This window comes from Microbacterium sp. ProA8, assembly GCF_039905635.1.
GTDB lineage: Bacteria > Actinomycetota > Actinomycetes > Actinomycetales > Microbacteriaceae > Microbacterium > Microbacterium chionoecetis.
Map to the genome: position 1 here is coordinate 13,699 of NZ_CP157000.1, position 23,154 is coordinate 36,852.

At 70.6% G+C, this 23,154-nt stretch carries 21 protein-coding genes and 1 tRNA gene; 5 read left to right on the forward strand and 17 right to left on the reverse strand.

Annotated features, from left to right (window positions below):
• Nucleotides 1-145: 145 nt before the first annotated feature.
• Nucleotides 146-385 (reverse strand): cell division protein CrgA, encoded by a 240-nt coding sequence (locus tag ABG085_RS00075; RefSeq protein WP_045301992.1) that lies wholly within the window; start codon nt 383-385, stop codon nt 146-148.
• A gap of 55 nt (nt 386-440) precedes the next feature.
• Here ABG085_RS00075 and ABG085_RS00080 point away from each other — a divergent pair, with 55 nt between their 5' ends.
• From ABG085_RS00080 to ABG085_RS00090, 3 genes are read left to right on the forward strand one after another with little or no spacing between them, the layout of a single operon-like run.
• Nucleotides 441-1,232 (forward strand): class E sortase, encoded by a 792-nt coding sequence (locus ABG085_RS00080; protein ID WP_347977423.1) that lies wholly within the window; start codon nt 441-443, stop codon nt 1,230-1,232.
• Nucleotides 1,232-1,420 carry a hypothetical protein gene (locus ABG085_RS00085; RefSeq protein ID WP_347977424.1) on the forward strand — a complete coding sequence of 63 codons (189 nt, stop codon included), beginning with the start codon at nt 1,232-1,234 and terminating at the stop codon, nt 1,418-1,420. Before ABG085_RS00080 ends, ABG085_RS00085 begins: the two co-directional genes overlap by 1 nt.
• Entirely contained in the window at nt 1,417-2,103 is a 687-nt protein-coding gene (locus ABG085_RS00090; RefSeq protein WP_347977425.1) for a gamma-glutamyl-gamma-aminobutyrate hydrolase family protein, read from the forward strand. The genes ABG085_RS00085 and ABG085_RS00090 overlap by 4 nt, the downstream gene beginning before the upstream one ends.
• A 41-nt stretch (nt 2,104-2,144) precedes the next feature.
• Here ABG085_RS00090 and pknB read toward each other — a convergent pair whose 3' ends face one another.
• From pknB to ABG085_RS00125, 7 genes are all read right to left on the reverse strand, one after another.
• Nucleotides 2,145-3,839 carry a Stk1 family PASTA domain-containing Ser/Thr kinase gene (pknB, locus tag ABG085_RS00095; protein WP_347977426.1) on the reverse strand — a complete coding sequence of 565 codons (1,695 nt, stop codon included), beginning with the start codon at nt 3,837-3,839 and terminating at the stop codon, nt 2,145-2,147.
• Nucleotides 3,840-3,933: 94 nt separating this feature from the next.
• Nucleotides 3,934-5,646: a serine/threonine-protein kinase gene (locus tag ABG085_RS00100; RefSeq protein ID WP_347977427.1), complete on the reverse strand. Its 1,713-nt coding sequence runs from the start codon at nt 5,644-5,646 to the stop codon at nt 3,934-3,936.
• Nucleotides 5,643-7,109, reverse strand: coding sequence for a penicillin-binding transpeptidase domain-containing protein (locus ABG085_RS00105; RefSeq protein WP_347977428.1), 1,467 nt, complete (start codon nt 7,107-7,109; stop codon nt 5,643-5,645). The genes ABG085_RS00100 and ABG085_RS00105 overlap by 4 nt, the downstream gene beginning before the upstream one ends.
• On the reverse strand, nt 7,109-8,503 hold the full coding sequence (locus ABG085_RS00110; RefSeq protein WP_347977429.1) for an FtsW/RodA/SpoVE family cell cycle protein: 1,395 nt from the start codon (nt 8,501-8,503) through the stop codon (nt 7,109-7,111). Before ABG085_RS00110 ends, ABG085_RS00105 begins: the two co-directional genes overlap by 1 nt.
• Complete coding sequence (locus ABG085_RS00115; protein ID WP_347977430.1) at nt 8,500-9,738, reverse strand: PP2C family serine/threonine-protein phosphatase; 1,239 nt, start codon at nt 9,736-9,738, stop codon at nt 8,500-8,502. Before ABG085_RS00115 ends, ABG085_RS00110 begins: the two co-directional genes overlap by 4 nt.
• 18 nt (nt 9,739-9,756) lie before the next feature.
• Complete coding sequence (locus ABG085_RS00120; protein ID WP_347977431.1) at nt 9,757-10,293, reverse strand: FHA domain-containing protein; 537 nt, start codon at nt 10,291-10,293, stop codon at nt 9,757-9,759.
• The gene (locus tag ABG085_RS00125) at nt 10,290-11,051 is read right to left on the reverse strand and encodes a DUF3662 and FHA domain-containing protein (protein ID WP_347977432.1); all 762 of its coding nucleotides are present in this window, start codon (nt 11,049-11,051) and stop codon (nt 10,290-10,292) included. The genes ABG085_RS00120 and ABG085_RS00125 overlap by 4 nt, the downstream gene beginning before the upstream one ends.
• Nucleotides 11,052-11,209: 158 nt before the next feature.
• Here ABG085_RS00125 and ABG085_RS00130 point away from each other — a divergent pair.
• A tRNA-Leu gene (locus ABG085_RS00130) sits at nt 11,210-11,293 on the forward strand.
• 54 nt (nt 11,294-11,347) lie between these two features.
• Here the strand turns inward: ABG085_RS00130 and ABG085_RS00135 are convergent.
• Together ABG085_RS00135 and ABG085_RS00140 are read right to left on the reverse strand one after the other, a co-directional pair.
• Entirely contained in the window at nt 11,348-11,839 is a 492-nt protein-coding gene (locus ABG085_RS00135; protein ID WP_347977433.1) for a GNAT family N-acetyltransferase, read from the reverse strand.
• A gap of 55 nt (nt 11,840-11,894) precedes the next feature.
• A complete protein-coding gene (locus ABG085_RS00140) occupies nt 11,895-12,533 on the reverse strand; it encodes a GntR family transcriptional regulator (RefSeq protein WP_347977434.1) in 639 nt (212 codons plus the stop codon).
• Between the two features lie 357 nt (nt 12,534-12,890).
• Between ABG085_RS00140 and ABG085_RS00145 the strand changes: the two genes are divergently transcribed.
• Nucleotides 12,891-13,097 carry a cold-shock protein gene (locus ABG085_RS00145; RefSeq protein ID WP_137845695.1) on the forward strand — a complete coding sequence of 69 codons (207 nt, stop codon included), beginning with the start codon at nt 12,891-12,893 and terminating at the stop codon, nt 13,095-13,097.
• A gap of 142 nt (nt 13,098-13,239) precedes the next feature.
• Here ABG085_RS00145 and ABG085_RS00150 read toward each other — a convergent pair whose 3' ends face one another.
• The 7 genes from ABG085_RS00150 to ABG085_RS00180 all read right to left on the reverse strand — a co-directional run bounded on the left by ABG085_RS00150 (nt 13,240) and on the right by ABG085_RS00180 (nt 23,071).
• Nucleotides 13,240-15,315: a DUF2156 domain-containing protein gene (locus ABG085_RS00150; RefSeq protein WP_347977435.1), complete on the reverse strand. Its 2,076-nt coding sequence runs from the start codon at nt 15,313-15,315 to the stop codon at nt 13,240-13,242.
• A 156-nt stretch (nt 15,316-15,471) separates the two neighbouring features.
• Nucleotides 15,472-16,740, reverse strand: coding sequence for a hypothetical protein (locus tag ABG085_RS00155; protein ID WP_347977436.1), 1,269 nt, complete (start codon nt 16,738-16,740; stop codon nt 15,472-15,474).
• Complete coding sequence (locus ABG085_RS00160; RefSeq protein WP_347977437.1) at nt 16,733-17,452, reverse strand: HAD hydrolase-like protein; 720 nt, start codon at nt 17,450-17,452, stop codon at nt 16,733-16,735. The genes ABG085_RS00155 and ABG085_RS00160 overlap by 8 nt, the downstream gene beginning before the upstream one ends.
• A gap of 55 nt (nt 17,453-17,507) precedes the next feature.
• Nucleotides 17,508-18,005, reverse strand: coding sequence for a MarR family transcriptional regulator (locus ABG085_RS00165; protein ID WP_347977438.1), 498 nt, complete (start codon nt 18,003-18,005; stop codon nt 17,508-17,510).
• A 48-nt stretch (nt 18,006-18,053) separates the two neighbouring features.
• Nucleotides 18,054-20,984 (reverse strand): glycosyl hydrolase, encoded by a 2,931-nt coding sequence (locus ABG085_RS00170; protein WP_347977439.1) that lies wholly within the window; start codon nt 20,982-20,984, stop codon nt 18,054-18,056.
• 106 nt (nt 20,985-21,090) lie between these two features.
• Nucleotides 21,091-21,786, reverse strand: coding sequence for an endonuclease NucS (gene nucS, locus ABG085_RS00175; RefSeq protein WP_163616331.1), 696 nt, complete (start codon nt 21,784-21,786; stop codon nt 21,091-21,093).
• 55 nt (nt 21,787-21,841) lie between these two features.
• Nucleotides 21,842-23,071, reverse strand: coding sequence for an MFS transporter (locus ABG085_RS00180; protein ID WP_347977440.1), 1,230 nt, complete (start codon nt 23,069-23,071; stop codon nt 21,842-21,844).
• Nucleotides 23,072-23,154 lie beyond the last annotated feature (83 nt).

The following is a 23,154-nucleotide window of genomic DNA, read 5'->3' on the forward strand; positions in this document are numbered from 1 at the left end:
CAGCGGTGTAATTCACAGGTGTTAACAGAGTTGTTAACAACTCCGGATGCCGGACGCCGAGTGCCTCGCGAGCCACGACTGCCGGCATCCGGGCACGGAAAAACCCCGGTCGTCGTAGACCGGGGTTTCTCGTTCGCAGGGTTCTCTATCGCCAGCGCGTCGTCATGAGGAAGCCGATGAAGGCGATTCCGAAGCCGATCACCAGGTTCCACGCCCCGATGTCGGGAATCGGGAACGCCATGCCGCTCAGATAGAAGACGAGGATCCAGACCAGGCCGATGAGCATCAGTCCGATCATGATCGGCTTGAACCACACCGGATTGGGTGCGGCTTCGCCTTCTGCGCGCTCGACGAGCGAGTCGTCGTCTTTGCCGGGTCGTGCCATGGTCAAGAGTCTAACTGCCAGCCGGCCCTCACCTGTGCTGTGGGAGAATCGGCCTGTGGATGAAGCCGTGTCCGACCCGGGGCGCGCCGCGCGCAGGGGACGTACGCCGCAGCGGCGCACGTCGGTCGTCGGCGTCATCGGCGAGGTGCTCATCACCGCCGGCGTCATCGTCCTCCTCTATGTGGTCTGGCAGCTGTGGGTCGGCGATCTGATCTACGGCGCCGAGCGCAACGCCGAGGGCACGGAGCTGTCGCAGGAGTGGGCCGAGCAGTACGAGCAGGAGGCCCCGGTCGCGGCGCCGACCCCCGATGCCGCGGCGCCGGTGGAGCCTGTCACCGCGCCGCCGCCCGTGCTGCAGGAGCCTGCCGACGCGCAGGAGTTCGCGGTCATGCGCATCCCCCGCTTCGGCGACGACTACGCGGTGCCGATGGCGGGCGGCGTGACGCGTGCGCGCACCCTCGACACGATCGGGATCGGCCATTACCCGGGCACCAGCATGCCCGGCGAGCCGGGCAACTTCGCCCTCGCCGCACATCGCACCACGTTCGGCGCTCCGTTCAACCGCATCGCCGAACTGCGCGTCGGCGACGCCATCGTGGTGGAGACGCAAGAGGGCTGGTACACGTACCGCTTCCGCACGCTGCAGTACGTCCGCCCGGACGAGGTCGAGGTGCTCCTGCCCGTCCCGCAGGCGATGGACGTCCCCGCGGGCACCGCGTACATCACCTTGACCAGCTGCAGCCCGAAGCTGTCGATGACGGAGCGCATCGTCGCCTACGGGGTGTTCGAGTCGTTCACTCCGCGCGCCGCCGGTCAGCTGCCGCCGTCCCTCCAGGCGGTGGCCTGATGTACGGCGCTCTCTGGCGGGTGCTCCCGGGACCCTGGTGGGTGCGGGTGCTGATCCTGCTCGTGCTCGTGGCGGCCGTGCTCTACGGGCTGCTCTTCTTCGCGTTCCCGTGGGTGAGCCAGTTCGTGAACCCGCAGGAGGTCACGGTCACCCTTCCGGCGGCGCCGGCCGGCGCGTCGGTGTCGTGAGCGCCCGAGCGTCTTCGTCGCGCATCCTCGTCGTCGACAACCACGACAGCTTCGTCCACACCCTGGTCGGGTACCTGCACGAGCTCGGCGCCGAGACGGATCTCGTCGAAGCCGACGCGATCGACGACGTGGCGGGGGCCGTCGAAGGTCGGCCGGGCGTGCTGGTCTCGCCCGGTCCGGGCACGCCGGGTGACGCAGGGGCGTCCATCGCCGTGGTCCGCGCGGCGGCGGCCGCCGGCACCCCCCTCCTCGGCGTCTGCCTCGGCCACCAGGCGATCGGCGAGGCGTTCGGTGCGACGGTCGATCACGCGACCGAGCTCATGCACGGCATGACGTCGCTCGTGCATCACGACGGGTCGCCGCTGTACACCGGGCTGCCCGACCCGTTCACCGCGACGCGCTACCACTCGCTCGCGATCGTCCCTGAGACACTTCCCGCCGAGCTCGAGGTCACCAGCCGCACGGCGAGCGGCGTCATCATGGGCGTCGCACACCGCACCGCACCGATCGTCGGCGTGCAGTTCCACCCCGAGAGCGTGCTCACCGAAGGCGGGCATCGGCTGCTGGGCAACTGGCTCGCCTCGGTGGGATACACGGATGCCGCGGCCCGCGGCGCGACACTGAGCCCGCGGCGCGACACTGAGCCCACGTCGCGACGCCTGACCGCGCGTCGGGACGGCTGAGCCCCGCTGCTCGCGACGCCTGAGCCTCGCGCGACCGCGGGCTACGACCCGGTGCAGTAGGTCAGCGTGATCTGCGAGTGCACCGGAACGTCGCCCGGGGTGAGCGACTGCGACTGCACGGTCCGCGGGTCGGCCCCGGGGCAGTTCGGGTCCTCCTGTGCGGTCACGATGAGTCCGACATCCTCGAGTTCGCGGGTGGCGGCGTCCACGGTGTAGCCGCGCACGTCGTCGATCGCCACGCGGCCGGACGCCACGACGAGGTTCACCATCGTGCCGGCGGCGACACTGGCACCGTCGACCGGGTCGCTCGAGATCACGGTGCCGGCGGCGAGATCCTTGTCGTTCTGCGACGTCACCGTGCCGAGCTGCAGGCCGGCGCCGGTGATCGCGGAGATCGCGACATCCTGTCCGAGGCCGCCCAGTGGCGGCACCGTCGACATCTGCTGCCCGGTCGACACGTAGACGCTGATCTGCTGGTCGACCTCCACCGACGTGCCCTCCCCCGGCTCGGTGCGGATGACATTGCCGGCGGCGACCTCGGTGTTCTCCTCGTCGACGCGGATCGCCCGGAGGTCAGCGTCGGCCAGGGCCTCGTTCGCCCGCTCGTAGGTCATGCCCGACACGTCGGGCACCTCGCGCACATTCGTGGGCAGATCGTCGCGCGGCTGGATGGAGAGCACCCAGAACAGCAGCGAGATGAGGAGCACCGCGAGCAGTGCCACGCCCGCCCAGATCCAGGCGACGGGCGGGCCGGCCTGGGTGCGCTTCATGGTGGTGTCGGTGCTGAGCTGGCGCAGCGACCGCGCCGTCTCGGCGGCCTGTCGGGGGTTGGGCCCGTACAGCTCGCTGGTGAGGGCGCCCACCTGCCGCTTGGACGGCTGCCGGCCGTCGACGGTCGCATCGAGCGCCTCGCGGAAGCCCGCGGCATCCTGGTAGCGCTGGAACGGATCCTTGGCGAGGGCGCGCAGCGCCACCGCGTCCAGCGCCCGGGGCACCGTCTCGTTCACCTCGGACGGCGGCACCGGAGCCTCGCTCACGTGCTGGTACGCCACCGCGACCGGCGAATCGCCACGGAACGGCTGGCGGCCGGTGAGCAGCTCGTACAGCACGACGCCCGTGGAGTACACGTCGGCGCGGGCGTCGACCGGCTCACCCTTGGCCTGCTCCGGCGAGAAGTACGCCGCGGTGCCGAGGATCTGCGTCGTCTCGGCGACGGTCGACGAGCTGTCGGACACCGCGCGCGCGATGCCGAAGTCCATCACCTTGACCTGGCCGGCGTCCGTCACCATCACGTTGCCCGGCTTGATGTCGCGGTGCACGACGCCGGCGCGGTGCGAGTACTCGAGAGCCTCGAGGATGCCGTCGACATAGCGGACGGCATCCGTGACGGGAACCGGCCCGGCCGAGATGATGTCCTTGAGCAGGCGCCCCTTCACGAGCTCCATCACGATGAACGGCACCGGGCGCACCGTGCCGTCGGGCGAGGTGAGGGAGTCCTCGCCGGCGTCGTAGACGCGCACGATCGTCGGGTGCGCCATGCGCGACGCGGCCTGCGCCTCGAGGCGGAACCGGGTGCGGAACGCGTTGTCGTCGGCCAGTTCGCGGTCGAGGATCTTGATCGCGACCTGGCGGCCCAGCGTCAGATCGTATCCGCGGTAGACGCTCGCCATTCCTCCCCGGCCGATGGGCTCGTCGATGCGATAGCGCCCCGAAAGCACACGCGGCTCAGCTGTCACGGTCACTCCCTGCCTGGAACATCAGCCACCCTAGCCGAGGCCGAGCGGGTCACGCGTGTCGCGCGACCCGCTCGGCGCATTCACTCAGCTCGGCTCACGGGGTCGGCGTCGGCGACGGCTCGGGCTCGGCGGCTTGGATGAGCACCGTGGCCTCGCCGGACGCACCCGATGTGCGACTGCCGGCGCTGCCACCGCTGCACGTCACGTTGTAGGTGACGATGACCGTCTGACCGGGCGCATCGGCGGCCGTCACCTGGGCGGAGCGGGCGTTCTGCGGGAAGCTCGGGCCGTTCGCGATCGTGCCGTTCTGCACCGTGAAGGTGTAGGCGCTCACGGAACCGGTCCCCGAGGGACAGGTGTAGCCGTCCCACATGACGGTGAGCTGGCCGTTCGGCTCTACGGTGGCCGGCGCACCCTGGAAGGTCGGGCTGTTGGGCGTCGGCATCGGCACCTGGCCGGCGTACGTCGTCAGCTCGATGACGGTGCCCTTCTGGACGTTGCCCGTGGGGCTCACGTCGTAGACCTTGCCTTGGCTGGCCTCGTCGGGCGCGGCGTTGCCCTCGGCACAGCTGGCGCCGAGACCGAGCGCGTCGAGCGCCGCGGATGCGGTCGCGCAGTCCTGCCCGAGGTAGTCCCCGGCGACCACGTTCGCCGTGGTGGGCGTCGGGGTCGGCGTGTTGGTCGGGGTCGGGGACGGTGCACTCGTGGTGGTGCTCGTCCGGGGCTCCGGCTCATTCTGGTTCGCGGCGACGACCGCCCAGATCGTGCCGATCAGCACGAGCAGCAGCAGGGCGATGAGGGCGATCAGGGGCCACGTCCAGGGGCTGCGCTTCTTCTTCTCGCCCTCCCCTTCGACGCCCTCTTCACCCGGCGCCGGCATGACGCGCGTCGCGGCGGCCGTGTCGGAGCCCGGCACGAGCAGCTGCGTCGCCGCATCGCCCGCGGCGAGGCCGGCGATCGCCGGGACGGCGGCGGCGGCCGCGGCGACATCGCCGCGACGCAGTGCCGTGGCGGCACGTGCGACGGCGGCAGCGGACGCCGGGCGCTCGTCGGGCTTCTTCGCGATCATCGCCATCACGAGGTTCTGCACCGGGGTGGCGACCGTGGCGGGCAGCGGCGCGGGCTGCTCATTGATCTGCGCCATCGCGATCGCGACCTGCGACTCGCCCGTGAACGGGCGCTTGCCCGCGAGGCTCTCGTAGGCCACGATCCCGAGCGAGTAGATGTCGGTAGCGGGGGATGCCGGGTGCCCCGAGGCCTGCTCCGGTGACAGGTACTGCACCGTGCCCATCACCTGACCGGTGGCGGTCAGCGGGACCTGGTCGGCGATGCGTGCGATGCCGAAGTCGGTGATCTTCACGCGACCGTCGGGGGTGATGAGCAGGTTGCCCGGCTTGATGTCGCGGTGCACGAGGCCGGCCGCGTGGGCCGCCTGCAGCGCCGCGGACGTCTGCGCGACGATGTCGAGCGTCTTGTCGGTCGAGAGAGAGGTGTCGCGCTCGAGGATGGTCGAGAGCGCCTCACCGGGCACGAGCTCCATGACGAGGAACGCGCTGCCGGCCTCCTCGCCGTAGTCGAACACGCTCGCGATGCCCTCGTGGTTCACGAGCGCCGCGTGGCGGGCCTCCGCACGGAAGCGCTCCAGGAATCCCGGGTCTCCCATGTACTCGTCTTTGAGGATCTTGATGGCGACGGTCCGTCCGATGACGTGGTCGGTCGCTTCCCAGACCTCGCCCATGCCGCCGATCGCTATGCGCGAATCGAGTTCGTATCGGCCGCCGAAGGTCACGCCCTGCGTCGGTCTCATTTGCCCAGCACCGCCTCCATGACCTTCTTCGCGATAGGAGCGGCGATGGTGTTGCCGCTTCCCGATTGTCCTTGCCTGCCGCCGTCCTCCACGACCACTGCGACCGCGACTTCGGGATTCTGGGCCGGGGCGAACCCTGTGAACCAGAGGGTATACGGCTCGTCGCCGGTGTTCTCCGCGGTACCGGTCTTACCGGCCACGTCGACCCCGTCTATTCTTGCACCCGACGCAGCACCGTCACTGACATTGGCCACCATCATGGCGACCAGCTCGTCCGCGAGGCTGCCGTCGAGCGCCCGCCCGAACTCACTGTCGTCGAAGGTCTTCTGGACCGACAGGTCCGGGCCGATCACGCGGTCAACCATGCGGGGATTCATGACCATTCCACCGTTCGCGATGCCGGCCGACACCATCGCCATCTGCAGCGGTGTCGCCGTCACCTGCCCCTGGCCGAACCCGCTGAGCGCGGTCTGGGCGTCGTCCTGGATCGTCCGCGGGTAGCCCGAGGGCGTCGACAGGAGCGGGATCTCGACAGACTCGTTGAAGCCGTACTTCTCGGCCTCTTCGCGGATCGCCGTGTCGCCGAGTTCCACCGCCAGCTCGGCGAAGGGGATGTTGCAGCTCAGCCGCAGCGCGTCCGCGAGGGTCACCGTGTCGCCGCCGCCGCACGTGCCGCCGCTGGCGTTGTGGACGATGCTGCTGGACTGCGGCAGCTGGTAGGTCGCGGGGTTCGGCAGCGTCGACTCGGGCGTGTAGTCGCCGGAGGCGAGCGCGGCCGAGGCGACCACGAGCTTGAAGGTCGAGCCGGGCGGATTCAGATCCCCGGCGATGGCACGGTTCGACAGCGGCTTGCCGGGATCGGCCACGAGGGCGTCGTACGCCGCATTCACGTCGTCGGTCGCGTGCGACGCGAGCACGTTGGTGTCGAAGCTCGGGCTGGTGACCATCGCGAGGACGCGGCCGGTGGCCGGCTCGATCGCGATGATGCCGCCCTGCAGGTCGCCGAGCGCCTCGTAGGCGGCGCGCTGCACGTCGGCATCCAGCGACAGCACCACGTTCGAGCCCCGCGGCGGCTGTCCGGTGAAGATCCGCTCGACGCGCGAGAAGAACTGCGATCCCGCCGTGCCGCTGAGCTCCTGGTTCATCGCCTGCTCGATCCCGGTCACCGAGCCGGGGCCGAGTGCGGGGTTGATGTAGCCGGTCACGGGCGCCCACATGTCGGCATCCGTGTACACCCGCTGCCAGCTGTAGACGTCGTCCGACGGCACCGACGACGCGATGGCCGAGCCGCTCGCGATGATCGAGCCGCGCTGCACCTCGAACGAGTCGTACAGCGCCCGGCGGTTGGCGGAGTTGGCCGCGAGCTCGTCGGTCTGGATCACCTGGATCCAGCTCGTCGACGCGAACAGCGCGAGGAACATGACCAGCATCAGGATGCTGAGCCGCCGCAGTTCCTTCGTCATCAGCCGATCACCACCCGGGGCCGGCTGCGCACGGCGTCCGAGATCCGCAGCAGCAGCGCCACGATGATCCAGTTCGCCACGAGCGACGAACCGCCCGCCGCGAGGAACGGCGTCGTGAGGCCGGTCAGGGGGATCAGGCGGGTGACGCCGCCGACCATGATGAACACCTGCAGCGCGATCGTGAACGACAGGCCGGTCGCGAGCAGCTTTCCGAAGTCGTCCTGCCCGGCCAGGCCGATGCGGATGCCGCGGCTCGTGAAGACCATGTACAGGCAGAGGATGGCGAACACGCCGATGAGGCCGAGCTCCTCGCCGAGCGCCGGCAGGATGTAGTCGCTCTCTGCGACGGGCGTCAGGTACGGCCGCCCCTGTCCGAGCCCGGTGCCCAGCAGGCCGCCGTTGGCCATGCCGAAGATGCCGTTGACCAGCTGGAAGCTGGAGTTGTCCATCAGCTCGGGGTTGAAGGCATCCAGCCAGTTCGTGAACCGCGCGCCCACGTACGGGAGGATCCGCGACGCGAGGAAGGCACCCGACACGGCGAGCACCACGCCGATGAGCACCCAGCTGGTCTTGCCCGTCGCGACGTAGAGCATGGCGACGAACATGCCGAAGATGAGCACACCGGTGCCCAGGTCGCGCTGCAGCACGATGATGCCGAGCGAGATGAGCCAGATCACCAGCAGCGGGCCCAGCTCGCGTGCGCGCGGCCAGGTCATGCCGAGGAACCGGGTGCCGGTCGATGTGAGGCTCTCGCGGGTGCGCACGAGGTACCCGGCGAAGAAGATCGCGAGGGCGATCTTGGCGAGCTCGCCCGGCTGGAACGTGAAGAAGCCGAGGTCGACCCACACGTCGGCGTTGCCGCCGCCGCTCAGCCCGGGGATCACCGGAAGCACCAGAAGCACGATGCCGACGAAACCGAAGATGTACGTGTAGCGGAACAGCACGCGGTAGTTGTGCAGGAACATCACCACGAGGATCGCCGCGATCAGGGCGATGGCCGCCCAGGCGAGCTGCCGCGTCGAGTACGCCTCCCAGCCGTGGCGCTCCCACTGGAGGTCGAGCCGGTAGATCATGGCGAGGCCCAGCCCGGTGAGGAGCGTGGCGATGGGCACGACGAACGGATCGGCGGCGCGGGCGCGCAGGCGCAGCAGGATGTGCAGCGCGATCACGAGGGCGGTGAGGCCGCCGCAGTAGACCAGGAAGGTCCAGTCGATGGCGCCGAGCGCACCGAGCTGGACGAGCGCGATGGCTGAGCCGTTGATCGCGAACGCGAAGACCAGCAGGGCCAGTTCGCGGTTGCGCTGCGTCTGCGGCACGCGGATGCGGCGCAGCGCCCGCACCACCGCGGTGTCGGCCGAGACGGCGTCCGTCGGCGTGCTCGTGGGGGCGCTCATCCGCCTCCTCCCGACAGGTCGCTGATTCCGGACACGATCAGCCGCGCGTGTGAGAGCGAGTTGGCCGAGATCGTCCCCTCCACCGTCGCACGGGCGAAGTCCGACAGCGAATCGAGGGGGATGTCGGTGTCCTCGAACGGAGTGGACAGCGAGATCGGCCCGATGTTCTGCTGCACGCCCTGGTAGATCACCACGGTGTCCTCGTCGGCGCCGACGAAGTAGCGCGTCTGCGTCCACTGATAGCCGAGCCAGGCGGCGCCGGCGAGGATGACGAGCACCAGGGCCAGCCCGACGATCCACCCGATCCGTCGGCGTCGTGCGCGTCGGCGGTCCTCCTCGATGAGCTCCTCGAGGAACTCCGCGGCGGGCTCGAAGTGCGTGGGCTCGTTCGCCGCCTGCCGGTTCGGGTGCAGCCAGCTGGTGCGTCCGGGACGCGCGGCGGGCACCTCGACGCCGGTCGGGTTGGACGCGGACCCCACGATCGTGGGGGTGCCCGAGAAGAGCGGATGCTGCCCGCCGACGTCGACGATGACGATCGTGACGTTGTCGGGGGCGCCGCCGTCGAGGGCCTGCTTCAGGAGGCTGTCGGCGGTGCGGCCCGGGGCGAGGCCCATGCCCATCGCCTTGGCGGTGTGCGGGTCGTCGACGACGCCCGACAGGCCGTCCGAGCACAGCAGCCAGCGATCGCCCGGCTGCGTCGGCATGATGAACGTGTCGAGCTCGGGCTCGGTGTCCATGTCGCCGAGCACGCGCATGAGCACGGAGCGCCGCGGGTGGTACCGGGCCTCCTCCGGCGTGATGCGGCCCGAGTCGACGAGTCGCTGCACGAACGTGTGGTCGGTGGTGATCTGGGTGAGTGCGCCGTCGCGGTACAGGTAGATGCGCGAGTCGCCGATATGGGCGATGACGGCGTAGTCGTCGACCATGATCAGCGCGCTGACGGTCGTGCCCATGCCGGCGAGCTCGGCACGGAGGTTGACCGTGTCGGCGAGGTCGACCGCGGCATCCGAGATCGCGTCGCGCAGCGCCCGCTCGGCGTCGGACGTCGAGTCGTAGGGGCGGTCGAGCGTCTGCAGGCGTGTGATGGCGATGCTCGAGGCGACGTCGCCGCCGGCGTGGCCGCCCATGCCGTCGGCGACGACGAACAGGTTCGAGCCGGCGTAGCCCGAGTCCTGGTTGTTGGAGCGCACCTTGCCGGTATGCGAGATCGCGGCGCTCGAGCCCTGGAAGACCATGTGGGAGGGGTCCGCCCGCTACTTCCGCAGCTCGAACGTCGTCGCGCCGACCTTGATGGGCGCGCCGATGTTCACGGGGACGGGTGAGGTCACGCGGGCGCCGTCGTGCCAGGTGCCGTTCGTGGAGTCGAGGTCCTGGATCATCCACTGGTCGCCCCACAGCACCAGGCGCGCGTGGTGGCTCGAGGTGTAGTCGTCGCGGATCACGAGCCCCGACTCGCTCGAGCGCCCGATCGTGAGGGGCTCGTTGCCGAGCGGCAGCTCGAGGCCCGTCTTGGGGCCGCTCGTGATCACGATGCGAGAGACCGCCGCGGTGGTCGCGGGTCCGCCCGGCTGTGCGGGCGCGGAAGACGGCGACGCGACGGGAGCAGTGACTCCGGCGGCGGAAGCGGGAACGGATGCCGCCGGCCCGGCCGCAGCGGCCGCGGCATCCGGCATCCGGCGCACCTTCACGCCGAACAGGTCGGCCCGCAGCGAATACACGACGGCGAAGACGAACGCCCACAGCAGCACCAGGAATCCGATGCGCAGCAGCAGCAGGGTGAGTTCGCTCATGCCAGCGGCCCCCTCTCCTGCGGGTCGTAGGCGCTCCGGGCATCGAAGGCCCGCGTGGCGTCGTCGACGGGTGCCTGGGGGCGGGGCGTCGAGGCCTGCGCGACGACGCGGAACACGATGTCGGTGCGGCCGATGCGGACGGTCGAGTCCGGCGGCAGCGCGGCCTCTCCGACCTTGCGGCCGTCGAGCAGCGTGCCGTTCGTCGAGCCGAGATCGCGGACCATGGCGCGCTCGCCGTCCCACAGGATCTCGACGTGCTTGCGGCTGGTGCCCGAGTCGGCGACGGTGATGTCGGCGTCGCTGCCGCGGCCGATGACCGTGCGAGATTTGGTGAGGGGGATGCGGCGGCCCTCGACATCCACCACACCGCGCCAGGCGACCCGCCCGCCCTGCGCCGTCGAGGACTCGACCCGCAGCGTGCCGGTGGAGAGGTCGTCGTCGCGTCGCAGCGAGATCGTCACCGGACCGGCGAACGAGTAGCCCTGGGCCTTCGCATGCGCGTGCACGAGCGTGTCGAGCTCGTGCGTGAGCGCGTCGCCGAGCGCCGAGATGCGGTCGTCGTCGGCGGGTGACAGCCGCACGGTGAAGGTGTTGGGCGCCAGGATGCGGTCGCGGCTCACCACGGCCGCCTTCTTGTCGAGCTCGCTGCGCAGGGCGGACGCGATCTCGACAGGCTGGATGCCGCTGCGGAAGGTCTTCGCGAACGCGCTGTTCACAGCGCGTTCGAGACCTTTCTCGAAGCTGTCAAGTAGTCCCACGGAGCTCCTCTGGAGGGGGGTGCCGGTTGCTACATGCTAATTGCACAGTCTGTGCCGGCGATGGACCGCGCTCGCGACCGGGCCGAGTTAGAAGCAGGCCGCGACGCATGATATCCTCGGCAAGTTGAGTTTCGCGGGATCTTCGGATGCGGCGACTCGCGCGAGTGGCGGAATAGGCAGACGCGCTGGCTTCAGGTGCCAGTGCCCGAAAGGGCGTGGGGGTTCAACTCCCCCCTCGCGCACAGCGCAGAAGAAGGGCTCCCCGGAAGGGGAGCCCTTCTTCGTATCCGGCAACCTCAGGCGCCGTCGAGGGTCGGAGGCAGCGTGAAGACGATCTCCTCGATCTCGCGGCGGACGCCCGGGGCGTAGTCGACATTGCGCGACACCTCGGTGAACCCGACCTTCTGCAGCACGGCGATCGAGGCGGTGTTGTGGGCGGCGGCACGCGCGTACAGCGGGCGGATCGGCTCGCGCGAGATCAGCAGACGCAGCGCCGCGGTCGCGACGCCGCGGCCCCACGCGTGCCGGGCGATCCAGAATGTGACCTCGCGGTCGCCGTCGACCGTGAACGCGGCGATGGTGCCGGCGAACCCGCCGTTCTCGGTGACGACGAACGACTGCACGTGGGCGTCCGCCCGGTGGCGGGCGATCCATGCATCGAACGCGGCGCGGTCGTCGGGATCCTGAGCCGTGAACGCGGCCATGGCGATGGCCTCACGGTCGCGCATCATCTCGAAGATCGCGTCGAGGTCGTCGTCATCCAGCGCCCGCAGCTCGATGTGATTCACGTGCCCCACGCTAGCCACGGCATCCGTCACGGAGAAGAGCGCGCGGCCAGTGGGTTCAGACGAAGCCGTGGATGCGGCGCAGCACTTCCTCGGCGTGATGCCCGTCACGGCGGATGAACGCCTCGCGGAACTGCTCGTACGCCGCGGTCCGGCCGATCGGGCACTCGATGAACGGCTGCCAGCCCGCGATGTTGCGACGGATCGCGATCTCGTACTCGCGGATGAACTGGATGAGGGCGATGTTGTCGGTCGCTCTCGTGACGACGGCGAAGAACGCGTGACTGGCGTGTGCGAGCCCGGAGTGGTCATCGGCGCGGGAGGCGGCGATCACGTCGTCCAGCCGGTCGATGGCGGTGGCCAGGGTCTCGTCGCTGCAGCGGGCGGCCGCCATGCGGACGGCCATGCCCATGTTGTAGGCCACGAGCTCGAACGTGTCGGCCTCGGCCTTGTCGTTCGGCTGCGACACCCGCGTGTAGCGGTGGGGCGACACCTCGACCAGGCCCACGCGCTCGAGTCGCTGCAGCGCTTCGCGCACCGGCGTGCGCGAGACGCCGAGCCACTCGGCCAGCTCGTGGTCGCGCAGTCGCTCGCCCGGCGCGAGGCGTCCGTCGAGGATCGCCTCGCCGAGGCGCACGTACACCTCATCTCCGAGGACGGCGCGGCCCGGCTCGAGCGGGAGGAAGGGGGCAGTCATGGGTGGCACAAGTGTACGCCGGAGGATTCACGCGCATATACCATCCGGAGCGGTCCCTGATGCGGGCGATCCGAGGGTCTCCGATGCGCGGTATTCCGCGGCATCCGACCCTCGCCCTGACGCTGATATATCGGTACGATGAGTGCGTCCACGTTTCGACGTGGCCTATCCGGGGGGATCCGTCGACGCCCGGGCTTTCGAGCCTTGCTCAGCCCGGGCGTACGATGGGAAACCTTTGCCCAGGGGTCTGCAACATTTGTGTCACCTTCCGAAAAGGGTCTCGCCGCGCGCGCGTGTCTTCACTACGTTGGAGTCAATCGCCGCAATCGCGGGGAGATCAACGAAGAACGGCAAGTAATGAGCACGCAGGGCACCGTCAAGTGGTTCAACTCCGAGAAGGGCTTCGGCTTCATCGCTCCCGATGAAGGCGGCGCAGACGTCTTCGCGCACTACAGCGCGATCGAGTCGAGCGGCTACCGCTCGCTCGAAGAGAACCAGCGCGTCGAGTTCGAGATCGCCCAGGGACCCAAGGGTCTCCAGGCCGAGAACATCCGCCCGATCTGATCGGCGGATCGATCGCTTCACGCGATCGAAGCCGCGGTGTCCCGCTTCTCTGGAGCGGATGCCGCGGCTTCGTCGCGCCTGGCCCACCCCCGCCGGTGGCAGGCGAACCCTTGTGCGCGTTCGGTTCGGGCGCGGACCGACGCTAGTCGCGGTCGCCCCTCACCAGTTCGATGCCCGCCCCCGCGAACTGTCGCAGCGTCGCGTCCGGCAGGAACGCCCGCGTGAGCGCGCCGCCGATCCGGGTGAGGTCGCTCTCGTCGCGGAACAGCAGGTACATCGTCTCGTACCGGGGATGGAACTTCTGCTTGAACCGGTGCAGCGACCGAAAGCCGTAGACGGGCTCGAGCGCCTCGGCCAGTCTGTCGCTCAACGCCGCGATCATGCCGGCGTCCGGGGGGTAGTCGTGGGCGAGCGGCGCTCCTGAGAGCGACATGATCTCGGCGCCCTCTTCGCTGAACTGCCGGGCGGACGAACCGATGAGGTACTCCATCACGGGGCCGAAGCCGCCCTCTCGGCGACGCATGAGGTCGAGCGTCCAGCCCCGCACGGCCCCCTCCGACCCGTAGACCGGCAGCCACGACAGGAAGCCGTCGACGTCGCCGTTCGGCGCGATCGCCAGGGCGAGGCGCACTTCCGGGTCCTCGGCCTCGACGAGAGTGCCGAGCGTGAACCCCATCTCGGGCAGCCCCTTGTCGCCGACCCACATCTCGGAGATCGCGCGCAGCTGCTGCTGCACGCCCCACGACTCGTCCTTCAGCCGCGTCATGCGGAATGTCATCTCCTCGCGGCCCGCGCGGTTGAGCGCGGTGCGCACGGAGTTCCACCGCTTGCCGGTGAATTCGAGGCCCGGCAGGTCGACGATGGTGTCATCGGCCACGACGAGGCTGCGCCACGACGCCGGCACCGCGGCCCGCGTCGCCTCGTCGGCGCTGAAGAAGCAGGGGACGAGCCCTGCGCGCTCGGCATCCTGGATGAACTCCCGAACGGATGCCGCACGCGACGCGGGCGGTCCGAGCGGGTCTGCCAGGGCCAGCGCGACGCCGGCGCGGCGCTGGTAGCAGACGATGCCGTCGGCGGTGCGGGCGTAGCTGTTGCCCTCCCACGTGGTCATCCACGACAGCGTGCCGCCGCCGTCGGCGTGCAGCATCCGCTTGACGTCGTCGACCTCCGGCGCCGGCTGCCGGCCGAGCGCCGATCTGCGGCGGGCGCGGAACGCCCGGCGCACCAGGGTCAGGTACACGAGCATCAGCAGCCACATCACACCGCTCGCGAGCGCGAGCTCGGTCTCGGCGTCGATCGTCGCCTCGAGCTGCGCCTGGCTCGTGACGATGATGACCACGAGCACGAGCAGCGCCGTCAGCACGTTGACGACGGCGAGGATCACCGCGACCACCCAGCTCCAGCGGCGGCCTCTGCGCAGTCCGTTGGCGACCACCAGGATCACGATGGCGTCGACGGCGAAGTCGATGAAGCCGCCGGACGCCGGCTCAGTCGGCCCGAAGGGACCGTCGGTGGGCACGAGGATGGTGACGATCTGGACCGCGCCCAGCACGAGGACCGCGATGAAGGCGATGAGGCGCTGCTCGCGGATCGTCGTCCGCTGGATGCGCAGGGACCGGTCGACGAACAGCACCAGCAGCACGGCGAGCAGGTGCTCGAGGTCGGCGAGGGTTCCCCAGAACAGCATCGCGACGAAGACGAAGCCGAGCAGCACCAGCCACGCCCGCACGCGCCACGGACTGCGGAAGAGGCCGATCGCCGCGGCGATGCACGCCATGGTGCCACCGGACGCGCCGACGTCCAGCGCCGCGGCCTGCGTCTGGGCCCACGCCCACGGCAGCTGCGAGAACCCCCACAGCATCAGGGCGGTCGCGAAGATCGCGAAGAGCTGGCCGACCCAGTAGTACGCCAAGGCGATCCGTGTGCCCCGCCGGAACTCGAGGTACGCCATGCCGACGAACCCGGCGATGGTGAAGACGTACACCCACGGCTGGTTGACGAAGAAGGTGCCCGTCAGTGGCGTCCACCAGCGACCGGCCTCGAAGGCGGGCAGTCCGTATGCGACGAGGTCGTAGAGGTCGGACTCCTCGAAGGGCCGCCACAGCCCCTGCCACACCACGCCGACCACGAGGATCAGCGCAACCATGGTCAGCGTCCCCGGCACGCGCCTCATGCCCGCGAGCACGCGGTTCGGTCGGTGAGTCGCCCCGTCGCTCATGCGATCACGATAGCGGTGGGCCGTCCGGCACCTGCGCGGCAGGGCGGCTCGGGGCGTTTCGTCTCGGTCGCTGGCGCTCCCTCGCTCAGCGACCGGGACCTCTCCTCCCGGTCGTTGAGCGATCGAGGAACGCGTTCGTCGTTCCTGCGGGGGAGGTCAGTGTCCGGGCGAGAGCCGGGCGTCCTCCGCGAGGGCCTTGGCGTCCTCGGCATCGCGCATCGCGCGCCGCGCGGCGTCGAGCGCGGCCACCGGCTCCTCGGCCTGGCGGGCCTGGGCCAGCTCGCGCTGGGCAGAGAGCAGCCGCGACCGCGCGTCGGCGCCGGCATGAGCACGGGAGACGGATGCCTCGGCCTGCGCGAGTGCGCCGCGCGCGGCGGCGAGGGTTCCGGGCAGCGCCGTGCGCGCGCTCCGCAGGCGCTGCTGCGCGGTGCGGGCGTCACCCAGAGCGAGGTCGAGGCGATTGCGCAGGCGTGCGATGGCGTCGACCGTGCGGGTCGGGTGGCGCGCGGCATCCGTCTCGATGCGGGTGAGGTCCTGCTCGATGACACGGAGCTCTCCGCCGAGCCGTTCGGCGTCGGGGGCGGCAAGGTGCTCGCGGGTCACGGACGCCTGGCGCAGGGCGGTGCGCGCCGCCGCGATCTCTCCGGGAGCGGCCTGCGCCGCCTGCAGGACGAGGCGGTGCGTCTCTTCGAGGTGGCGCGCGTCGGCTTCGGCCTGACGGAGCGCCCGTTCGGCGGCGGCGAGATCGGGCAGCGCACTGAGCGAGGCGTCGGCGGCGCGCGTGGCGGCCGCATCGAGGTGGCGCTCGGCGACAGCGACCCGCGAGAGGGCCGCATGCGCCGAACGCGAGGCCGCGTGCCATTCCTCCTCGGCGAAACGCGACGACAGCTCGGCGACCAGCGCGGCCGGGTCGCCCATCGACGCACGAAGCTCGGCCAGCCGGCGGCGGGTCGCATCGATCTGGCCCGCGGCAGACACGTGCGCGGTGACCCACGCGCCGTGCTCGCGGCGCGCGGCGGCGACCGTGGCGAGCGCCTCGCCGGCGTGCTTGTCGATGCGCGTCGAGACGCGGCGCACCTCGGCGGGGGCGACGGCGGGGTCGCTGATCGCGCGGTAGTCCTCGAAGGCGTCGTCGCGGACGTGCTGCGCCGTCAGGCGAGCTCGCCGGAGCGACGACGGCGCATCCCCGCCGTAGAGCGCTCCCGAGAGCGCGACCTCGAGGTCGAGCTCGCCGACCTCGTCGTCGAGCTGCACGAGGGTCGCACCGGCTTTCGCCCGCGCCCGCTCGGCCGCAGCGCGGGCGCGAGGCGAGCGCCGTGCGCGCCGTACGGCCCACACCAGGACGGCGACGGCGATCGCCGTCACGCCGAACACCACCAGGGCCGGCACGAGCCACCCGACGACCGCGGCGCCGAGCTCAGCCATCGGCGCCCACGACGGCGTCGGCGGCGGTCTCGCGCGCGTTCTCTTCGACGAGGAGCAGTGCGCGAAGCTGGTCGACGTCGTCGACGGCGGCCTGCGCGCCCTCGGACTCGTGCGGCCAGCTGAAGCCCCACCGCACGAAGATCACCGGCACGCCGTGGGCGGCGCCGCCCTCGACGTCATGGTGTCGGTCGCCCACGAGCACCGGACGGCTGATGTCGACGCCTGCCGCGGCCAGCCGGCGCAGCGCCTCGGCGACGATGTCGGCCTTGGCGCTGAGGGTCTTCTCGTCCTGCGTGGCGCCGACGATGGCGGTGAGCGACGTCGAGAGGTCGAAGTGGTCCATGAGGGCCACGACCTGCACCTCGGGCTTCGAGCTGGCGGTGGCCTGCGGGATGCCGGCGGCTGCGACATCCGTGATCAGCTCACCCATTCCGGGGAAGAGCTTGGCGCCCGTCGAGTAGCCGTCGATCTTGTTGAGGCCGCGATAGAAGGCGACGGCCTCGGTCGCCTGCGCGGGCGTCATGCCGACGTTGACCTGGAACGAGTCGTACATCGGCGGGCCGATCCAGTGCACGAGCTCGGCGCGGGTCGGCGGGCGCCTGCCGAAGTGCTCGAGGGCGATCGTGAGGCGGCGGAGGATGCCGTCGGACGCGTCGACGATCGTTCCGTCCACGTCCCACAGCACACAGGTCCACGGCGATCGTCTCGGCATGCCACCAGCCTATTCGCCAGTCGCCCGGCCCTCCGCGCCGGCTCCCGCCGAGGACTCAGCGATCCCGCCGGTGCACGCGGGCGAGCCGCGCCATCATGCGCCGGAGATCATCCAGCTCGGCGGGCGACCAGTCGGCCAGGAGGGTCTCCATGTTGGACTCGGCGGTCGCCATGATGCGCTCGCCGATGCGGCGCCCCTCGTCGGTCAGCGCCACCAGCACGCCGCGGTCGTCGTCGGGTGCGGCGACCCGCACCGTCAGACCCGCCTGCACGAGCCGCCCGACGATCTTGCTCATGTTGGTCGGCGTCTGGCCCAGTGCGAGCGAGAGCTCGACGGGACGCATCGCGCCGTTGTACGAGAGCTGATTGACCACGAGGAACATGCCCATGTCATCGATCGGGAACGCGACCTTCGTCATCACGTCGCGGCGGACGCCCGTGCTGTCGGCCCAGTGCACGATCGACGCCAGCGAGAGGCGCAGGTCGAGCGGGTCGTCGCCGATGACGGGACTCAGGTCGGCGGAGGCACCGGGGTCGACGTCGCCTCGGGCCATCGTTCCTCGTTCCTCTCGGTGCCGGGCTCGCCGTATGCGGTGCCCGGATCAGTCCTCGCGCAGCAGCAGCACCGGTCCGACGAGGCCGTACTCGCGCACGACCGCGTTCTGCGTGCGCGCCTCCCCGGTGAGCTGCGCCCCGATGTCGGGGACGCGCTCATAGTATCCGCGGGCGCGGAGCCGGTTGTTGAGAGAGCTGGCGACGCGCACGGTGACGGTGTTGTCGCCCGGGCGGAGGTCGCCGCTCACGTCGACGATCGGGTTCGCGGTGTCGAATCCCCGCGCGGTGCCGTCGCCCACGCGTACCGAGCCCAGGCCGCCGCACGTCGATCCGAGGTCGAGGACGTAGCGCGCGCCGGGTTGCATGTCGGAGACCGAGATCGTCGTGGTGTACTCGCCCACACCCGAGACGTCGGGGCCGACCGCGGGCAGCTCGGACCAGGGCACGAGCTCCGTCTCGCCGGCGTCGAGGCGTGTGACGGCGGTGGTCGGGCGGACCTCGCGAGAGACGTAGCCGAGGCCGCGGTCCTCCGTCAGCACCTCGGGCTCGCCGGCGTCCCAGCTCTCGACGACCACGCGCCACCGCTCGGGGCGGGCGATCTCGGTGACGGCGGGGGCGGCCGAGTCAGAGGCATCCGACGTCCTGTCGAGGACGACGACGGCGACCTCTCCCGGCGCGAGCGTGAGCTCGACGATCGTGCGGTCGCCGTCGCGGCGCGCGCCGCGGTGCGGGCGCAGCTCGCCCGTCCACGCGTCGAGCCGGTGCGCGGAGCCGGTGCCTTCCAGCGCGATCCCGACCGTCGTCGGCTCCGCGGTCTCGTAGAGGAAGTGGTACGCGTACAGCACCGTCAGGTCGCCGTCCTGGCGCAGGTGCGTGAGCACGCGGGGGTCGTCATCGACGAACCGGGCACGGCCCCCCGCACCGAGACCGTCGAGGGCCGCCACGACGCCGGAGGGTGCGGTGACGCGGACCCCCGGCATCCGTCGCAGTTCCGCCATGATCGCTGCGAGCTCGTCGTCCCGCCCGTCGAGACCGGGAGTGGCGGATGCCGCCGCCTCGTGCGTGCGGTGGCGTCCGGCCATGAGCGACTCGAGCTCGCGTGCACCGTCGACGATCACGAGCCGCAGACCGCTGCGCGCCCACGCGAGGAGGTGCGCGGCGACGTCGGCGTCGAGCGTGCTCTGGTAGACGATCAGCGCGCGGTAGCCCGGGCCGGCGGGCTGCACCTCGTCGCCGTCGAAGGCGACGTCGTCGCGGAGCAAGAGGGAGCCGTCGAAGAACTCGTAGGTGATGCCGGCGTCCTGCATGCCGAGGTCCTGCCACCAGTGGTTCTCGCGGTCGCGCATCCACATCGTGCCGTAGGCGACCTCGTCGGGGATGCGCTCGCCGTTCGGGCCGATCAGCGCCATGCCGATGAGGTTGTCGGTGAAGTGGTCGGTGCGCAGGATGCCGACGTCGATGCGCGGCCGGCCGCGTCGCAGCGCGTACTGCAGGCGGGCGATCGCGGCGGTCCACAGCGGGTAGAACTCCGATCCCGGCTGGCGGGTGTCGAATCGCTCGGAGAACATCGGCCACATGCCCTCGTGGCCCGGCCACTCCGTCACGCCTTCTGCGCCGGCGGGGCTCGCCCAGCCGTGCAGCACGGTCTTGGTGATGCCCGCCGCCAGCTGCGTCGCGATGATCTGGTCGTAGAAGCGGTGGTCGAGCATGTGGTTGCGCGTCGTCGCGCCCGTCTCGGACGAGTACTGCTTGCCGAACAGATGCGCGGGACCCGCCATGAGCCGGTACGCGTCGATCTGCGCTCCGAACTCGAGGGACTCGGTCTCGATGCCGTCGACCTCGGGACCGGGGCGGGTCAGCTCGAAGGGCAGGCCGTAGCTGATCTCGGCGCGCAGCGTCATGCCGACCTCGTGCAGGAACGCCGCGAAGGGGCGCAGCATGTTCTCGATGTAGAGGTCGGTGAGGGTGCGCACGTAGTCGAACCGCACCTTCTCGACGGTGACCCGGTCGGCCCCGTCGGCGGGCTGGTGGTGGTAGACGGTCGAGACCGCCATGAACGGCGCGTCGCGCGTGAGGAACGGCAGCCATGGCGTGATGTCGTACCCGCGCCGGGTGCGGAACTCGTCGGCGACGGTGAAGCCCCAGAACATGCCGCCCGCGCCGTAGGTCGAGAGCTCGAGCGAGTCCATGTACATCTGCGCGCGCGGGTTGCGGGCGACCTCGGCGCGCAGCGCGGGCGTCAGGACCACGTCATCCCAGTAGGCGATGACGGCGTCGACGCCGTCGCGGTCGAGGTAGTTGACGGTGTAGTTGACGCTCGCCGAGGGCGAGGCCGTCTGCCCGGTGCCGTGCACCCAGTACGCGAACAGGCGCCAGTCGCCCTCGCCACCCGGAGCGGTCCACTCCAGCGCCTCACCGTCCACCTCCTCGGTGAGATCGATGACGGATGCCGCATCCAGCAGCCCGTCCCCGGTGACGCGCGCCGCCACCACGGCGACGAGGTGCTGCTGCGTGATGGTGCCGCGGTGCCCGGGCAGCGTCGTCTCGGCGATCGGAGCCTCGAGATCGATCCGTGGCAGCGCGCCGCTGCGCGCCTGCCCGGCCGAGAGCGTCTCGTGCACGACGTCGAGCTCCTGCGCGGCGGCGCGCTGGTCGGGGTCGATCGTCGGAAGGTTCGCGTTCGACCAGTTCGTCCCCGACGTGAAGCTCACCGACATGCCGCGGCGCGTGGTCTCCTCGACCACGATCTGCGAGTCGTGCACCCATTCCTCCGAGCCCCAGCCGTAGCGCGCGTGGTCGATCGCGCCCTCGTCCATCGCGAGGAACTCCATGCCGCCGAAGCCGAGGCGGTGCGCGTCCTCGATCTCGCGCCGCAGCGTCGCATCGCTGTGGAGCCCCTCTGCGAGCCACCACCGCAGCTCGGGGCGGAAGTCGATGGCGGGTTCGGCGATCTCGCGCCGGAAGTCGTCGAGCGTCATTGCGCGGCATCCGTTCGTCAGAAGAACTGTCTGCGCGACAGTATGTACTTTCCTGACGACATGAACAAGCCCTTGTCGCTGTCACGCGACGGGCTGGTGGGGGCGGTCAGAAGAGACGCGGGGCGCCGGACTCGATGCCCTTCATGCCTTCGTAGTCGAGGGTGACGCAGCGGATGCCGCGGTCCGCAGCCAGCACCTTGGCCTGGGGCTTGATCTCCTGGGCCGCGAAGACCCCGGTCACGGGCGCGAGGTGCGGGTCGCGGCCGAGCAGCTCCAGGTATCGGGTGAGCTGCTCCACGCCGTCGATGTCGCCGCGCCGCTTCACCTCGACGGCGATCGTGCCGCCCTCGGGGTCGCGGAGCAGCAGGTCGACGGGGCCGATCGCCGTCGGGAACTCGCGTCGCACGAGGGTCAGGCCGTCGCCGATGACGTCGACCTGCTCGGCGAGCAGGCGCTGCAGGTCGGCCTCGACGCCGTCCTTCTGCAGGCCGGGGTCGATGCCGAGCTCGTGCGACGTGTCATGCAGCACCTCGTAGATGCGCACGAGCAGCGCGTCGCCGGTCTTCGCGTGCGTGACCCGCCAGTGCTCGAGCACTCCGGCCGCGGCGGAATCGGCATCCGGAATCTCGACGTCCAGGCGGCACGGCGGGCTCATCCAGTTGAGCGGCTTGTACGAGCCGCCGTCGGAGTGCACCAGCAGCGAGCCGTCACCCTTGTGCACCAGCAGGCGGGTCGCGAGCGGCAGGTGGGCATTGAGCCGGCCCGTGTAATCGACGGAGCACCGGGCGATGACGAGACGCACCCGACGAGCCTAGCCCCGCGGCTGCGAGCAGCGCCCCGGGCCGGATGCGCCGCGCTCAGTGATGGGCGTGGCCGGCGCCGACCTGCGAGCCGGCGATGGGCTTCGCCGCCCCCGAGGCGAGCCCCGACATGACGATGAGGCCGACGATGATCCAGAGGGTCGGGAGGATGCCGATCTCATGGCTGATCCAGCCGAGGATGGGCGGGCCGCAGAGGAATGCGAGGTAGCCGATCGTGGCGGCGGCCGAGACGGATGCCGCGGCCTTGGCCGGATCGTCGGCCGCGGCCGACATGCCGAGCGGGAAGCCCAGCGAGGCACCCGCACCCCAGAGCGCCACGCCGATGAAGGCGATCGGGAGCGACGGCGCGAGGATGAACATGACGAGGCCGATCGCGGCCATGACGGCGAGGATCCGCAGCGTCCACACCCGGCCGATCCGGTCGACGAGCGGCCCGCCGAGGATGCGGAAGACGGTCATCGCCACCGAGAAGACGGTGAGCGCGACGGCGCCGACCGCCTCGGTCTGGCCGTGACCGTCGACCACGGCGATCGCGAGCCAGTCGTTGGCGCTGCCCTCGGCGAACGCCATGCCGAGCATGATCGCGCCGATCGCGTAGGTGCGGGGGTCGCGCCAGACCGACAGCACCTCGGCGAATCGCTCGCGCCGGGTGGTCGTGGTCGCCGGGTCGTCGTGGACGATCTCGCGCGTCGGCACCGCCCGCAGCGACAAGAGCCCGGCGGCGAGCACCAGCACGCCGATGCCCCACAGGTGCCAGGCGACGCCGATGTTCCAGGCGGCCATGGCCACGCCGATCCCCGCGCCCACCACGGTGCCGATGCTGAAGAACGCGTGGAAGAGCGGCATGAGCGTCCGCTCGAAGGCCTGCTCGACGGCCGCCGCCTCGACGTTCATCATGACGTCGGTGGCGCTCATGCCGATGCCCATCAGGCCCAGCCCCACGGCCGTGATCGCATACGACTGGAAGAACTGCACGCCGAGGCCGACGACGATCACGCCGAGCGAGAAGGCGATGATCGTCGCGATCATGCCGCGACGGGCCCCCCACCGCACGACGATGACGTTCGCCAGCGACAGCCCGACGATGGACGCCGCGCCCGAGACGAACAGCAGCACGCCGATCTCCAGATCGGTGATGCCGAGGTCGTTCTTCACCGCGGGCAGCCGCGATGCCCACGACGCGAAGCCCAGGCCGGTCACGAAGAAGATCGTGAAGATCGCGGTGCGCCAGCCGACCAGCTGCGTCCGGGTGAGCACGGTGTCCATCCGGACACTTTACCGAATCGATTCGACCCCGCTTCGCACAGGTGACCCGGCCGGGGCGCGCGACGGGCTACGATCATCACGAC

What these genes read in the sequence shown, in the direction of transcription:
- ABG085_RS00075 (WP_045301992.1), bottom strand. Translation starts at nt 385, where the DNA reads ATGGCACGACCCGGCAAAGACGACGACTCGCTCGTCGAGCGCGCAGAA.
- ABG085_RS00085 (WP_347977424.1), top strand. Translation starts at nt 1,232, where the DNA reads ATGTACGGCGCTCTCTGGCGGGTGCTCCCGGGACCCTGGTGGGTGCGG.
- ABG085_RS00100 (WP_347977427.1), bottom strand. Translation starts at nt 5,646, where the DNA reads ATGAGACCGACGCAGGGCGTGACCTTCGGCGGCCGATACGAACTCGAT.
- ABG085_RS00105 (WP_347977428.1), bottom strand. Translation starts at nt 7,109, where the DNA reads ATGACGAAGGAACTGCGGCGGCTCAGCATCCTGATGCTGGTCATGTTC.
- ABG085_RS00110 (WP_347977429.1), bottom strand. Translation starts at nt 8,503, where the DNA reads ATGAGCGCCCCCACGAGCACGCCGACGGACGCCGTCTCGGCCGACACC.
- ABG085_RS00115 (WP_347977430.1), bottom strand. Translation starts at nt 9,738, where the DNA reads ATGGTCTTCCAGGGCTCGAGCGCCGCGATCTCGCATACCGGCAAGGTG.
- ABG085_RS00120 (WP_347977431.1), bottom strand. Translation starts at nt 10,293, where the DNA reads ATGAGCGAACTCACCCTGCTGCTGCTGCGCATCGGATTCCTGGTGCTG.
- ABG085_RS00140 (WP_347977434.1), bottom strand. Translation starts at nt 12,533, where the DNA reads ATGACTGCCCCCTTCCTCCCGCTCGAGCCGGGCCGCGCCGTCCTCGGA.
- ABG085_RS00145 (WP_137845695.1), top strand. Translation starts at nt 12,891, where the DNA reads ATGAGCACGCAGGGCACCGTCAAGTGGTTCAACTCCGAGAAGGGCTTC.
- ABG085_RS00150 (WP_347977435.1), bottom strand. Translation starts at nt 15,315, where the DNA reads ATGAGCGACGGGGCGACTCACCGACCGAACCGCGTGCTCGCGGGCATG.
- ABG085_RS00155 (WP_347977436.1), bottom strand. Translation starts at nt 16,740, where the DNA reads ATGGCTGAGCTCGGCGCCGCGGTCGTCGGGTGGCTCGTGCCGGCCCTG.
- ABG085_RS00160 (WP_347977437.1), bottom strand. Translation starts at nt 17,452, where the DNA reads ATGCCGAGACGATCGCCGTGGACCTGTGTGCTGTGGGACGTGGACGGA.
- ABG085_RS00165 (WP_347977438.1), bottom strand. Translation starts at nt 18,005, where the DNA reads ATGGCCCGAGGCGACGTCGACCCCGGTGCCTCCGCCGACCTGAGTCCC.
- ABG085_RS00170 (WP_347977439.1), bottom strand. Translation starts at nt 20,984, where the DNA reads ATGACGCTCGACGACTTCCGGCGCGAGATCGCCGAACCCGCCATCGAC.
- ABG085_RS00180 (WP_347977440.1), bottom strand. Translation starts at nt 23,071, where the DNA reads ATGGACACCGTGCTCACCCGGACGCAGCTGGTCGGCTGGCGCACCGCG.